We start from the raw sequence: 13,837 nt of genomic DNA on the forward strand, positions 1-13,837 counted from the left end.
TTCTCCCCCTCTTTAAGATGCGATCGCGATTTGATGCTCAGTTTTGTAAACCAAGTTAATGCCATCTTTAGCAAAGAAATGGGCTTTGCTTTTATCTACCGTCAACCAGACTTTATCGCCAGTAGCCAATTGCAATTGACCGTCTCTGACAACATTAATCTTGTCTCCATTATCCAAGCTGCAATAGACACAGGTTTCCGTCCCTAGCACTTCCACCAAGTTAACGGTAACTTCCATCGCCCCCGAGACAGGCTCGGTCGACAAGTGAATATCTTTAGGCCTGATACCCAAGGTAGAAACCTGGTTGATATATGGCGCGATGACATCTGTAACGGTGTCGCCATCAAGGTTATGAAAGCCGTTGCTGTCCATGGACCCAGAAATGAAGTTCATCTTCGGAGAACCAATAAACCCGGCGACAAACAGGTTGTAGGGTTGGTTAAATAGCGCGAGAGGTGTACCAAATTGCTCTATATTGCCACCATTTAACACAACGATACGATCAGCCAAGGTCATTGCTTCAACCTGATCGTGCGTGACATAAATCATGGTAGAGTTCAGCTTCTTGTGCAGCGCTGATATCTCAACCCGCATATCCACCCGCAATTCAGCGTCGAGGTTACTCAGCGGCTCGTCAAACAAGAAAATCTTAGGCTCACGGACAATGGCCCGCCCGATTGCCACACGCTGGCGTTGACCACCAGACAATTGGCTGGGTTTGCGATCAAGTAAATGATCCAACTGAAGGATCCGGGATGTATTCTCAACCTGTGACTCTATCTGCTTTTTCGGCATGCCTGCTGTTTTTAGCGCAAACGCCATATTGTCTCTGACGGTCATGTGCGGATATAACGCATAGGATTGGAAGACCATTGCAAGCCCTCGCTTACCTGGAGGCACATCGTTAACTTCGTATCCGTCAATATACATATCACCGCTGGTTTGCGGCTCGAGCCCTGCAATCATTCGTAGCAAGGTTGACTTACCGCACCCCGAAGGGCCAACAAATACGATGAATTCACCCTGCTCAATTTGCAGGTTGATATCCTTTAAGATTTCATTATTTCCAAAGCTCTTGGCCACATTTTCAAGCGTCAAAATGTTCATAATTGCTTTCCCTAACGATTCGATTCCAGAGGCGACAACGCAGCGCCGATGATCCCGGCGGTATTGCCGAAGTGGGCAAATTGAATTGGAATACTTTTACAGTCTTCGGCCCAAATCCGCTCTCTTATTGCTTGGATGGTCAGTTCCTGATAAATCCCACCCGCAACGCCCAGTCCTCCCCCGATAACAATGCCATCGGGATCGAGCATATTGACAATTTGTGCTACCAGCCCGCCCAGACACTGCGAAGCTGCATGGATATGCGCTCTCTCTGGCCCGTCAGCCGATTGCGCGGCTTTGAGCATTGCAGGGACACCTCCCGGATACGGCTCTCCTGTTGCCAATTGCCAACTGCTAGCTAATCCACTTCCTGATACTTGCTCTTCAGCAACAAAACTTGAAAGTTCACTACAGTGCGGGCATAGCCCACTAAGGGGGCTGCTGGCAAAATGAATCGCGTAACCATTAGCCCCTCGCCATGGTTTACCGTCTATGAACAGGCTATAGCTTAATCCTGTCCCCAAAGAGATATAGACAAAACTATGGAATGACTTACCTGCCCCAAACCTAGCCTCCGCTAGCCCTGCCACCCTGACATCACTATCAAAAAGCACACGGGAAATAGGGAAATCTTCTTCACGCAGGTGTTTTAAATCAAAGTTCCAGTCACTGACTATTTGCCCCTGGTTATTCACTAACTCAGGAAAAGCAAGACCGCAAAGTTCAACATTCTGGCCTGACGCCAACGCCGCTTTAAGCTGGCCTTGAACGAGGTTCTTTAAATCTTCAATGATTGCTTCAGTACTACGATGCCGATTTGTCGGAATAACCTCAGAGTTATACAGTTTTCCATTACCTAAATTGACCAAGCCCGCAGCTATTTTTGTTCCGCCAATATCTACACCGATTCCGTATTTGGCCTCTTCCATGCAAAACTCCCTTTATTAGAGAGGTTCTGTCCAGTTATTCCCTACACATGCTCATCTGAAATGATAAATATCTTATTTGGGTATTAACTAGACAGAACCAATAAAGTAATCAGTCGTTACTTATTTCCTAATCCCATTGTTAGGGCAAAGTCTAGGTTTTTACGGGCATAGGTTTTTGCTAAGCCCTCACGGTCAGGATAAATATCTTGTTCAATTACCGCATAGCCGTGGAAGCCAGTTGCATTAATCGCCTCTTTAACGGATTTAAAATCTACATTTCCCATTCCCAGGGGAACCATGACGCCCATTTCAAACGCATCGTTATCAGATAGCTTTTCTTGCTTTACTTTATCGAGAACATAACGACTCATATCTTTCAAATGATAATAATTAATTCGGCTACCATAGTTTTTAATGAAGTCTTCTGGAATACCACCTGTATATAAATGATGCCCCGTATCAAAACACAAATTCACATACTCACTAGGGGTATCATTTAATAGCCTGATAATTTGATGTTCATTTTCAATACATGTCGACACATGAGGGTGGAAAGCATATTCCAGCCCGTACTCTTCTTTTACTATTTTTGCAGACTCATTAATCACACTGATAACATGTTGCCATTGGCTCAGGTTCAAATTTCTATCCATGGGGTGTGGATATAGCTCATCACCATCCATAAAGACAAAATACTCGGCACCTAACTCGACCAATAGCGGGCAGACTTTATCAATATCTTCTCTTATCCGCAGCAGGGCATCAGGAACAATTAAGTCACTCATATGGGCGGTACTGCACACCGACATATCACGTAAGTAGAGCTCTTCTTTCAATCTATCTATTTCTGTCGGTAAGTATCCATAGGGACCGAGTTCGATCACCGAATGGCCCACCTCTTTCGCCTCATCGAGAAACTTACTCCAACTAGGCTGCTCTTTATCCTCAGGGTACCACACCCCCCATGAGCAGGGACAAGTCGCCAACTTAATATCATTATTCATCTTCGACTCCTAATGCTTTGGCAATACACTGCACCGCCCGCTGGGCTAACTGGATATCTTTAAGGGAGTCGCTTAGGGTAGTTTTGAAGTCCCCCCCTTCAGTGAGCACCGAATGGAAGTGTAATAACTCATTAGTAAACTGATCGCGATAGAATGGACCACTCACCCTATGATGATTTTGGTCATCAATTGATGACTGGTACTCGAATGTCGTCGGTAAATTTCTGATATATGGGGTTGTGTAGTTCACCCTGAACATTTCAGATTCCGAGGTCACTTCAATCGAGGCATCAACCCTAGCTAGGTTATCAATGAGGATCTCATAACTGGTAAAAAAGTGGCCGTAATCCAACGTCATAACAATATTTTCGCCCGTAGGGTTACAGTATGCACTCACCACTTTTTCTGGTTCCCCGAGCAACATTCTCAAGGCTGATAAATTATGAATCGCCGCACCAGTCAAAACTCGATAAGCCTTCCACAATAAATCCGAGTGGGCTTTTTTTCCCAGTATATGCTGCCGCTGGGCTGTTTCTACTTCTGCTAATGTCGATATTTTTAGGGAGTCATAATCGCCAGCAACAAATGTTGGGCTCACTTGCGGGATATAATAGTCCCCTTCACGCTGTAGATCCTTCACACGTACGCTTTTAATTTCACCAAAACTTTTCAACTGCTGTTCAGCTTGAAGAAATGCTTCAGAGTAAGCCCGCATATAAGCAACACAAATTTTAACGCCCTTTTCCTCGGCGAGGCTAACGAGCTCTTCGATATGTTCTGTTTGAAGACAAGAAGGCTTCTCCAACAATATATGCTTATTGTTTTCAATCGCCAATCTTGCATGGTAATAATGCAGTGGGTCAGGTGACATAATGATCACAGCATCAACATTATCATCTTTTATGACATCTTCCGGCTCAGAGTATGCCCGGTTTATTTGATATTGCTGGCACAAACTATTCACTAATGTTGGGCTGATATCTTGGCCTGCGACCACTTTAAATAACTCGTTATATCGAAACAGCGTCGGCAGGTGCAAGGTTTGGGCGGCCTCTCCCATCCCAATCAAACCAATATTCAATACTTCACTCGTCATAATTCCTCTCAATCATGCGGTTGGGTGATTTAATCAAACCAAAAACTAAAATCTAGAAACTAAAAAAAGAAAGCAGTATTAACCGATGGCGACATCGTCGGGTATTGCATCATCAACAACATGCACTTTGGCATTCTTGCACTCATGGATGATGGTTGAAGGCCAGCTTTCATCATAACGATCAGACTGAAATATTTTCCTGACTGCCTGTTTTTTGTGCTCACCATCAATTAGCAGACCCGCTTCTTTCGATAGGGCTGCAATAGAGGCAGGGCCAATCGTTAAACCATACTCAGGCACCTCCGCCAACGATTTGAAATCAGGGAAAGTACCGAGGTTATCCGTCCGTGTGGTGTCGGCCAATTTGGTCACCCGGGTTACATCATGGAGCGATGTTCCCGGCGGATTGAATGCAACATGGCCATCCGATCCGCCCGTCGCGAGAATAAAGTAATCAATCCCACCTGCCGCTTTGATCCTATTGTCGTATTCCTGCGGAGCAGCAAGATCAGGAAACCAGACATTCTCTTTCGGGATCTGGTGGGAGCTCTCCAGATCGCTATTCAATCTCTGCCGAATATCCACTTCCGCAAACCGTCTGCAACTATAATGGGCATCAGCATCGGCCTGCCGTAGCCCCTGGTCGGTGTCCAGCACGTAGTCGTCCATCATGATGATAATAAGATGGCTAAGATCTTGGTTTTCTAAACCGGCCTGTTCTGCCATTGCTTGGTAGACCGCCATCGGAGAACGCCCGCCGGGACACCCCAGCAAATAAGGACGATTGTTCGCTCTAGCCTTTTCCACTCCAGAGAGAATATAACGGGCTAATGCCGCTCCCTGTTCACTGCAGTTGGTATAACGGGTAAATGTTGTCGTATTCATGGGCTATATCCAAATCCTTAAAGAAATGGCACAGCAGCGCTGTGCCAACAATTCATTACCAGCGAGCTCTGCGTTTTACTCGCTCTAACTCTCGCTCCAGCTTTGTTAAAGCAGCTTGAGGGTCGGTATTGCCAGCAAGAGCGGCATGCACATCAGACCAAATGGTGTAGCTGACTCGGCTGTATTGATCACCGGCGATCTGGGATGGCCTCGCCACAACATTTTCAAAAGCTTGTTCTACGTGGGACAAGAACGGATTAGCGGCGATGATCTCTTTATCTTGATACAGCGCAGGCAAGGTAGGGCTATATCCACCTTCAATGGCACGGCGTTTCTGCTCTTCTGGGCCAGTAAGATACTGCACTAGATCAACAGCAATTTCGGGATTAGATGAATACTTGGAGACACCCAATAAGGCAGTACCATAGCAACCGGCATTTTTTCCATCAGGTGTCGCCTTGGGTAGCGAAACCACCCCGACTTTATCTTTTATTACACTGCTGTCTGAATTGGCTAAGTTCCATGCATACGCCCAGTTACGCATAAATAGGGCATTACCATTTTGGAACACGCCTCTCGAGGATTCTTCGTCATAGTTCAACACCCCTGGAGGGCTGATATTGTTTACCCAACTAGAGGCAACTTTTAAAACTTCCACATTGTCAGGGCTATTGACCGTAATATCCCCTTTGTCACTGACAATAGAGCCATTGCGCGTACTGCCAAACCACTCTGCAATATTACAAGTCAGACCTTCATAGGGCCTACCCTGCCAAACATAACCCCAAAAATCTTGATTTCCTTGCTTACGCTCAGCAGCCTGGATCATTTCGGCCGATTGAGTTAATTCCATATAGGTTGTGGGAATAGGTTGCTCGTACTTTTCAAGCAAATCCTTGCGATAAAACAATAATCCAGTGTCCATATACCAAGGAATAGAAAGCACTTTCCCATTCACCGTTGTTCCATCAACGGCAGCTTTGAAATGCTGACCCAACTCTTCATTGCTGACATATTCCCTCATGTCAACGAGATGATCTTTCAGCGCGCCTGGCCAAATCGTATCGAGTATCAGAACATCGACATCCGTCGATTTAGACGCAAGTAGCTGTTGATATAGTGGCAAGACATCATCCCAACCCGCGGGAAGCGTGACGACATTCACCGTATTACCGGTTTTCTCTGCCCAGCTGGATGTTCCCTCCCGACATAGTTGCAGCTCTACACCAGAAGAACTGCAGAATACAGTAACCTCTGCTGCGACAGTCACTGCAGGCAGGGTGCCCAATACAATACTTGTTGCTAAGCCCAAACTACGTAAAGGTGTTGGCATGATGTTATCCTCTCCTTGATTAAATCAATTAAAGTGATTTAATCAGACGCACCTCGACATTGGCTAGTTTTTAATCTGAGATATGTGACATAAGCATCAATAAGGCTCAGGATATAGGTAATTAGAAATCGACGATCACACTTCAATAATGCCATCATCATGTGTTCTTATAAAAATTTGAACCAAATCAAAGTGAGCAAAACTTGATAAGTCAATTAAATGGATTTAATGTATGGCTATGACAAGTAGATGAATCGATTTCGCTGATTCGTCACAAAACAACTGTATTTCCAAACAACGGAGAACCTCTAGCAATGAGAGGAACAAACCATGAGGATACTCGTCGATTTAATCTAGCTGCTGTATTTGAAACCGTACGTAAGTCAGGTTCAATTAGTCGGGTAGAAATAGCTAGCCGAACAGGCTTGAGAAATCAAACGATTACAAATATCACTCGCGAACTCATCGAGTCTGGTTTACTCATTGAAGCAGGAAAAATAAAGGGCAAGAGGGGCCAGCCCCAGACCATTCTTGAAGTCAATAACCCAAATGCGTGCTCAATCGGGATCCAGATAGACAAGGGCATCATGACGGCTCGGCTAGTCGACATTCAGCTCAACACATTAGCCAGCTACCGCGGCGAGATGATGAGCCTGGAGCCAGCATATATCGTTGATGAGATTGCCAAAGTCATTAACCAATTATCCACCCGTATCACTGAAACTCAGACTTTCTGGGGTACCGGCGTTGCCGTTGCCACTCTGATAAACAACGAAGCTCCCGACGATTTACTATCCCCTGGCTGGGGTATTTGGAAAAATTTCAATTTAATCGCTGAATTAAGCAAGCAAATCAGTACACCAATATATCTAGAAAATGATGCGACAGCCGCCGCGATTGGCAGCCGATTTTCCGGTCTAGGCAACATGCTGAATAACTTTGCTTATCTCTATATCGGCAACGGCATTGGAGCTGGATTGATAGTCAATGGCCAACCCTATAAAGGTGCTTGGAATAACGCCGGAGAAATCGGTCGTATCCAATGGCCAAATAAAGGTGAAATAGAATACCTAGAAAAGCTGTTATCCCTTTCAGGACTTAGCCGTGTCCTCGAGTGTCCGGAATCTGAGCTCTTGATGGCAGATTTCATTGAACAGCAAATTACGTTATCAAGCCCACAATTTACGGGTTGGTTGGACGAAGCGGCATTACGCCTTAAATTCATCGTCAATATTTTAGAAAATATGCTTGAGCCAGAGAGCATCATCATAGGCAGCACACTGCCCAATGCGCTACTTCACAAACTGCTTGAGCATGCCGAACCACTACCAACGTCTATCTGTGCGCTCACCAACAGGCAGCATCCCCGGGTTATGATCGCTCCCCAATCAAACAACATTATTGCCACAGGCGCGGCAGCCATCCCCATGTACGCCACCTGTAACCCTAAGCTGATTAATCTATTTAATAGCACCCACTCAACACCACCTTTACTTGCCTGATGGCCAAAGTGCCAGAGCATACTCTGGCACCACACATCTCAGCGGTTAAAATTCACCCGCACCAGAGCTGAAACATCAGCCAACAATTATTGTAATAGTACCCTTTACTATTACGCCTAATTTAAGCCACCTAATACGCCGCTATTTAAACATATTAAAAAACACAACCGAACTATCCGGCCAAGTTAAAAAAGCCACCCAGACTGCTATTTTGATCCCTTATTTTCGCCATTTTCATACACTCAAAAAAGTTGTTTTTCAGTTGCGATTTTTCTGGATTTACAGCGGTTTGTGCAGGTACTCTTCCCCCATAAAGACAACAAATACTGGCAATTTCCAATGAAAGACCAAACCTATATCGAGCACGATTTTTCAGGGCAAGACTTTGAATATGCCCAGTTCGAGAACTGTACCTTCATCCGCTGTAACTTCAGCAGGGCTAATTTTACCGAGGCCGAGTTCACCCATTGCCAATTCATCGAGCGGGGCGATGTCGACGGGTGCCGTTTTGAATATACCAAACTCAAAGAAGCCAGCTTCAAAGATTGCGACCTCAGCATGGCCAATTTCCGCGGCGCACAGTGTTTCGGCATTGAGCTTCGTGCCTGCAACCTGAAAGGAGCTAACTTCTCCCAAGCCAGCTTTGCCAACTACCTAACCCAAAACAACTATTTCTGCTCGGCATATATTTCGGCAAGTAATTTGGCCTATGCCAACTTGGAAAACCAGCGACTGGAGCAGTGTGAGCTCTTTGAAAACCGCTGGACAGGTGCCAACTTGCTTGGCGCTTCACTCAAGGGGTCCGATCTCAGCCGAGGTGAGTTCTCAGCCGATAGCTGGGGACAATTTGATATCGAAGAGTGCAACCTATGCCACGTTGACTTAACTGGATTGGATCCTCGAAGAGTCAGCCTGAAAGGCGTTATGATCTGTGATTGGCAGCAGGAGCAACTGCTGGAACCTCTGGGGTTAATCGTCACGGCAGGATAAATGTAGGGCCTCATTCCTGAGGCCTATTTGAAGATAATCGCGGCAGCGAAACCGATAAACAACACTCCCGCCCTTTTTTCAATGGGTGACATTAGCTTATCTAACCATGGTGTTATTGAAAAATCCTTGCCGCCAATTGACCCGAACATTGCGATCAAAGAGCTCCCATAAGATTCCTATAAATAGTATTTAAATGGCCTCTCTGAATAACCTGCTCTTTGCTAAAAGGTGATCAAGTTATTGGTTCTACGAGGTTAATCACATTTCCCCCTACTTTTTGTAGGGAAGTCCGGTCGATGCTGCCAGAGCTGCTATCCTATTAGGTGCAATTAGCCCGAGTGTAAGGATTAGGAGGTTGTATGTTAGGAGAAGATCACTCACTACTCAGTGAGTTTCCACAATTCAAAGATACCATATTCAGCTTATCCGCAAACAATGAGGTGTTTGCCAAAGACGCCTTAAAATATGATGCCCTAGACAAAGAAATCCGAGAATTAGAACTAAGCGGCTCCCCTATCGATGATGTAGCTATGCATGATCTCAAACACCAAAGAGCAGAACTCAAAGACTCACTGCACCAGCGTTTGCTGAGCGGTAGCTAGCTATAAAATAGATAAGGCCATCGTTTGGTGGTCTTTACTCATTGTTTTAGCATATTGACAGTAAAAGTCTGATCCACCCCCCAAAACCAGCCTCACAGACGCACAATTCTGTTACCAAACATGAACCAGGTAGGCAAGAAAAATACAAGCGTTATAAACTAATTTTAATAGCTACACTATTTGTGCGTGTTTAAGGAGGAGATATGAAGCTCAATCGACTGTTGGTTACCATTGCTCCTGAGCAACCCCTCAACGATTCCTTTCATCAAGCATTTTGGTTCGCCAACCAATGCTCTGCACGAGTTATTCTACTGACAGTTATTGAAGAGCTCAGTGAATTAAAGGAGGTGGCCAATTATTCCGATACTGCGGTCAATATCATCGAAGAAGCCCAGAAGTTTTACCACCACCAACTAAATCAACACGTTGAGGTCCTCCAGGCCCAATACCCCAATATCACTTTCGACACTCACGTTCGTATCGGTATCCCGCACATTGAAATCGTCAAGGAAGCCAATTCTTCGCTGGCCAGTATGGTCATTATTGATTCAACACGAGCAGATAAAAAAACGGCCTGCCAGCGAGGGCGAAATACCTTAAATGTCATACGCAAATCCGAAGTCCCAATTTGGTCAATCAGCTCCTACTCCAAACCTATCGAGCAGGTTGTGGCCGCTGTCGACCTCAGCAATATCGAATACCAAGAGTTTAATAAAAAGCTGGTTGCCCTGGCAGTTGAGTATTGCGAAATAACAGGTGCCGACTTGACACTTTGCCACGCCTGGCGCCTCGACTCCGAAGGCTACCTAAGAAAATGGAGCGGCTATGACGATAACGATATCGAACAGCTCTCACAGAAAATGAAACAAGAGCGGATAGAACGACTGAAGTCGTTATTGACGCCACACCAAAACAGCCCGGTTAATACAAAAATTGAGATTGTCGAAGGGGAAGCCAGAGAAGTGTTACCGCTATATGCCTCTGCAAAAGGTGTCGATGTGGTGATCCTAGGCTCACTGTCACGTACCGGTATCGCCGGTTTCCTGATGGGCAACACGGCAGAATCGATGATCAATCAACTAAGCTGCTCAGTACTGACGCTCAAGCCGGATTCGTTTGAATCACCGGTATAACCACAGCACTTTGCGTCAATTAGCAAAAAGCCAGTACACATGGTACTGGCTTTTCTGTATCAGGATCAGTTCTGAATTAGCGCATGATCATCTGTTCACGGCCCGGGCCAACAGACACCATCTTCACTGGAACCCCCATCAGCTCTTCGATACGCAATACATAGTTCTGTGCTGCTTTCGGCAGCTCTTCAAACTGGCGGCAACCTGTGATGTCTTCACTCCAGCCTTCCATCTGCTCATACACCGGTGCAAGCGCTGCAGTTTGCGGCCAGATTGGGTTCTCGCTGTGATCACCATCGTAAGCGACACAGATTTTCAGATCGCTCAGGCCACTTAGGCAGTCAAGCTTAGTCAGGGCGATTTCAGTTGCCGCCTGAAGCTCGACCCCGTTCTTGGTAGCAACAGCATCGAAGTAACCCATATCACGTGGGCGACCCGTTGTTGCACCGAACTCACCGGCCGCTTCACGGAAAGCATCTTGCTCTTCCATTGCCGTGATCAACGTACCCGTACCTACCGATGAGCTGAATGCTTTGGCAACCGCAATCACGCGCTCTGGGCGAAGGGCTGGCAAGCCACTACCGATACCGGCATACATAGAGACAACGTTAGACGATGTTGTCCATGGGTACTCACCGTAGGTCAAGTCACGGCCTGCACCTAGCTGGGCTTCAAATAGCAGGTTCTGATTTTCTGCCTGCAGCGCTTTTAGCGGCAAGGTCACGTTGCAGATCGCATCGCGCCAAGGTTCAGAGACTTCAAGCAACCATTCGGTCATCTCTTGGGCGGTCTGGCTAAATTCGAAAGTTGGGTATAGGGCTTTCAATTGAGGTAGTTTCCAGTCCATCCAGAACTGAATACGCTCGCACAGTACTTCAGGTTGCTTAAGCCAACCAACCAAGATGCCTTTTTTCATCACGCGGTCGCCGTAAGCAGGCGCTATGCCCTGACGGGTTGACCCGTAGGCTGCATCACCCAAGCGCACTTCTTCTAGGGTATCTTCAAGAGCGTGGAGTGGAAGACACAAAGTAGCACGGTCAGAAATGCACAGGTTAACGTTAACCCCGGCAGCTTTGACTTCGGCTAGTTCGGTAGAAAGAGGCTCAGGGCTGATAACCATACCAGGGCCTAGCACCGCAAGACAGTCAGGATTAAATACGCCGCTTGGCAACTGGTGCAACTTGAACGTTCCCAGATCGTTAACCACAGTGTGGCCAGCATTATTACCACCTTGGAAACGAATACTTGCAGAGGCTTTCTCAGCAAGGAAATCAACGATTCGGCCCTTGCCTTCATCACCCCAGTTTGCACCAACAACAACGATAGACGACATAATTAACTCTCCCAAACAAAGATGCGATTATGCTACGGCGCACGAGCTAATAAGAAAAATTAATAATCGTTATAACTCCAATAAGGATCTCATATGGGAATTTGTGACAAAGGGCGTAGAATAGAGCGATTCGACGTTAGTAGTTCAACAGGCGTGCCTTTATGCTAGATCTCAATTGGCTAAATACTTTTGTCACTCTATCTCGGTTGGAGCATTTCGGGAAAACAGCCTCAGAGCTGCACATGACCCAGCCCAATGTCAGTTTGCACATCAAGCAGTTGGAACAAGCCACCCGGGTAAAACTGGTTGAGCGTAACCCGTTTCGCCTGACCCAGGCTGGCGAGCGGTTATTACAAAGTGCCCAGTCAACCCTGCAGGAGCTGCAGATATGCCAATCAGATCTCAATGCCATTAATGACTTGTCACAAGGCACACTCTCTATAGCGGCCAGTGATATTATCTCCCGGCTATTGCTGATCAAGCCCTTCCAGTCATTCAAGCATGAATTTCCCGGAATCGATCTTTCCCTGTTCAACACCACATCAACCCAAGCTGCCGAACTGGTCAAAAGCGCCAAGGCCGACTTGGGATTTGTGATTGCCCAGAAAGAAAGCCAACCGCTGCACTTTACCGAATTACGTCAAATACGCTGGTGTGCTTTTGGAAATGGCTTGAGTGAATGGCAACAGCAAGCCAAGGAAGGAAAGATCACCCCATCAGGTGAAGAGCCGACACTGATCTTATTAGGCCATGATACCCGCACCCGGGATCTAATCGATCTTGCCCTGCCTAGCCTTCACTTACCCAAATACCGAGTGATGGAAGTCGGCAGTGTAGATGCCCAGATCGATTGGGCCGAAGCGGGATTTGGTATTGCCATCGTGCCTGCGTTTTCGTTGCACCCCAAGCTCAACCTGAAAAGTACCATCACCCCACTGCCGGACTTTCCGACCACCAGCCTTGGCTATATCGTACGCCAGAACCAAGTGCTGTCCCGCGCCATCAAGCAGCTATTGCATTGGGTGAGCGAAGAGATCGCCAACTCTCAACATGCTAACCCAGCTAAGTAAACACACCTCTTCATTGTGCCGACTTAACTAAATATGGCTCGGTGAATAGCCACCCGGGTAGACCTGATCTTCGGTTCAAATTCACAGCTTCGTGCCATTACCGAGGTCTATGGCCAAGATGACGCCAAGGAAAAGTTCGTCACCGACTTCGTCAAGGCTTGGGTGAAAGTGATGGAAGCCGACCGCTTCGATCTGAAATAGCAGGCTGTAACTGTAAATACCAAACGTTAAGTTACTAAAGTAACTCCCCCTCGGGCCCAGTTTCGTTCCCCGCCAGCACCCGCTAGGCCGAAGCTGGGCCTGTTTTGTTGTAGCATCTGCCCCCCCTTCAATTCTCGAGAATCAAAGTGGGAGGCAGGCTGGTTTAAGCGAGGCAGAGTTAAGCAAGGCGATAAAACGTAATTGGACAAAACCTTGTTACGATTTCCGAGAAGTGGAGATATTTCAGATAAACTCAACTAAGGCAAAGTATTCAAATAAAGCACAAAGCATTGTGCAAAACTTACTGTACTACTACAGAAAGTCTAAAACTATTAGAGTGCGTTAATTTGCGTTTATGAAACGTTCAGCGTTAGCGAACAAGCTATCACACTTTTTATTCTGTTTGGCAAACTCTGAAAGATTGAGGCTGCGTAAGCAGCCCCAAAAACCATCTTACTTATAAGTTTTTTGTATACCTGCATTTTGGGTAATTTGTGCAGCCTAAGAATGAGTTACCTTTGTAATACCCGGATTGTGCCACCCTTTTTACCAGAGCAGAACTACAACGAGGACAATACAGAGTAGAGTTGTGACGGTGTTTCAGTGAGTTTACATGGTCGCGAGTCGTCAGAGTTGTAGTTGAAACATAAGC

The 13,837-nt window shown here is 46.3% G+C and carries 13 protein-coding genes; 5 read left to right on the plus strand and 8 right to left on the minus strand.

Features of this window, described 5'->3' with window-relative positions; all coding sequences use genetic code 11:
* Positions 1–12: 12 nt before the first annotated feature.
* From C9J03_RS23450 to C9J03_RS23475, 6 genes are all read right to left on the minus strand, one after another.
* Entirely contained in the window at positions 13–1,107 is a 1,095-nt protein-coding gene (locus C9J03_RS23450; RefSeq protein WP_044621573.1) for an ABC transporter ATP-binding protein, read from the minus strand.
* 11 nt (positions 1,108–1,118) lie between these two features.
* On the minus strand, positions 1,119–2,036 hold the full coding sequence (locus C9J03_RS23455; RefSeq protein WP_044621574.1) for an ROK family protein: 918 nt from the start codon (positions 2,034–2,036) through the stop codon (positions 1,119–1,121).
* Positions 2,037–2,152: 116 nt separating this feature from the next.
* Complete coding sequence (locus tag C9J03_RS23460; protein WP_052829661.1) at positions 2,153–3,040, minus strand: sugar phosphate isomerase/epimerase family protein; 888 nt, start codon at positions 3,038–3,040, stop codon at positions 2,153–2,155.
* Entirely contained in the window at positions 3,033–4,136 is a 1,104-nt protein-coding gene (locus C9J03_RS23465) for a Gfo/Idh/MocA family oxidoreductase (protein WP_044621575.1), read from the minus strand. Before C9J03_RS23465 ends, C9J03_RS23460 begins: the two co-directional genes overlap by 8 nt.
* 78 nt (positions 4,137–4,214) lie before the next feature.
* Positions 4,215–5,021 (minus strand): 6-phosphogluconolactonase, encoded by an 807-nt coding sequence (locus C9J03_RS23470; protein ID WP_044621576.1) that lies wholly within the window; start codon positions 5,019–5,021, stop codon positions 4,215–4,217.
* A 55-nt stretch (positions 5,022–5,076) separates the two neighbouring features.
* Positions 5,077–6,354 (minus strand): ABC transporter substrate-binding protein, encoded by a 1,278-nt coding sequence (locus tag C9J03_RS23475; protein ID WP_044621577.1) that lies wholly within the window; start codon positions 6,352–6,354, stop codon positions 5,077–5,079.
* 314 nt (positions 6,355–6,668) lie between these two features.
* On the opposite strand from C9J03_RS23475, the gene C9J03_RS23480 reads away from it, so the two are divergent.
* From C9J03_RS23480 to C9J03_RS23495, 4 genes are all read left to right on the plus strand, one after another.
* Positions 6,669–7,856: an ROK family protein gene (locus C9J03_RS23480; RefSeq protein ID WP_044621578.1), complete on the plus strand. Its 1,188-nt coding sequence runs from the start codon at positions 6,669–6,671 to the stop codon at positions 7,854–7,856.
* Positions 7,857–8,195: 339 nt separating this feature from the next.
* Positions 8,196–8,846, plus strand: a complete 651-nt coding sequence (locus tag C9J03_RS23485; protein ID WP_044621579.1) for a Qnr family pentapeptide repeat protein — start codon at positions 8,196–8,198, stop codon at positions 8,844–8,846.
* 359 nt (positions 8,847–9,205) lie between these two features.
* The gene (locus C9J03_RS23490) at positions 9,206–9,448 is read left to right on the plus strand and encodes an HP1242/YdcH family protein (protein WP_039466021.1); all 243 of its coding nucleotides are present in this window, start codon (positions 9,206–9,208) and stop codon (positions 9,446–9,448) included.
* Positions 9,449–9,651: 203 nt separating this feature from the next.
* Entirely contained in the window at positions 9,652–10,581 is a 930-nt protein-coding gene (locus tag C9J03_RS23495; protein WP_044621580.1) for a universal stress protein, read from the plus strand.
* A 76-nt stretch (positions 10,582–10,657) separates the two neighbouring features.
* On the opposite strand, the gene C9J03_RS23500 is transcribed toward C9J03_RS23495, so the two are convergent.
* On the minus strand, positions 10,658–11,914 hold the full coding sequence (locus tag C9J03_RS23500) for an adenylosuccinate synthase (protein ID WP_044621581.1): 1,257 nt from the start codon (positions 11,912–11,914) through the stop codon (positions 10,658–10,660).
* Between the two features lie 161 nt (positions 11,915–12,075).
* Here C9J03_RS23500 and C9J03_RS23505 point away from each other — a divergent pair, with 161 nt between their 5' ends.
* Complete coding sequence (locus tag C9J03_RS23505) at positions 12,076–12,984, plus strand: LysR family transcriptional regulator (protein ID WP_044621582.1); 909 nt, start codon at positions 12,076–12,078, stop codon at positions 12,982–12,984.
* Positions 12,985–13,642: 658 nt separating this feature from the next.
* Here C9J03_RS23505 and C9J03_RS27050 read toward each other — a convergent pair.
* Positions 13,643–13,816: a topoisomerase DNA-binding C4 zinc finger domain-containing protein gene (locus tag C9J03_RS27050; RefSeq protein ID WP_338064709.1), complete on the minus strand. Its 174-nt coding sequence runs from the start codon at positions 13,814–13,816 to the stop codon at positions 13,643–13,645.
* Positions 13,817–13,837 lie beyond the last annotated feature (21 nt).

The sequence above is a fragment of the Photobacterium gaetbulicola genome, from assembly GCF_003025515.1.
Classification (GTDB): Bacteria; Pseudomonadota; Gammaproteobacteria; order Enterobacterales; family Vibrionaceae; genus Photobacterium; species Photobacterium gaetbulicola.

Bases quoted from the DNA above. Each gene is read 5' to 3' on its own strand.
- C9J03_RS23450 (WP_044621573.1), bottom strand. From the start codon at position 1,107: ATGAACATTTTGACGCTTGAAAATGTGGCCAAGAGCTTTGGAAATAAT.
- C9J03_RS23455 (WP_044621574.1), bottom strand. From the start codon at position 2,036: ATGGAAGAGGCCAAATACGGAATCGGTGTAGATATTGGCGGAACAAAA.
- C9J03_RS23460 (WP_052829661.1), bottom strand. From the start codon at position 3,040: ATGAATAATGATATTAAGTTGGCGACTTGTCCCTGCTCATGGGGGGTG.
- C9J03_RS23465 (WP_044621575.1), bottom strand. From the start codon at position 4,136: ATGACGAGTGAAGTATTGAATATTGGTTTGATTGGGATGGGAGAGGCC.
- C9J03_RS23470 (WP_044621576.1), bottom strand. From the start codon at position 5,021: ATGAATACGACAACATTTACCCGTTATACCAACTGCAGTGAACAGGGA.
- C9J03_RS23475 (WP_044621577.1), bottom strand. From the start codon at position 6,354: ATGCCAACACCTTTACGTAGTTTGGGCTTAGCAACAAGTATTGTATTG.
- C9J03_RS23480 (WP_044621578.1), top strand. From the start codon at position 6,669: ATGAGAGGAACAAACCATGAGGATACTCGTCGATTTAATCTAGCTGCT.
- C9J03_RS23485 (WP_044621579.1), top strand. From the start codon at position 8,196: ATGAAAGACCAAACCTATATCGAGCACGATTTTTCAGGGCAAGACTTT.
- C9J03_RS23490 (WP_039466021.1), top strand. From the start codon at position 9,206: ATGTTAGGAGAAGATCACTCACTACTCAGTGAGTTTCCACAATTCAAA.
- C9J03_RS23495 (WP_044621580.1), top strand. From the start codon at position 9,652: ATGAAGCTCAATCGACTGTTGGTTACCATTGCTCCTGAGCAACCCCTC.
- C9J03_RS23500 (WP_044621581.1), bottom strand. From the start codon at position 11,914: ATGTCGTCTATCGTTGTTGTTGGTGCAAACTGGGGTGATGAAGGCAAG.
- C9J03_RS23505 (WP_044621582.1), top strand. From the start codon at position 12,076: ATGCTAGATCTCAATTGGCTAAATACTTTTGTCACTCTATCTCGGTTG.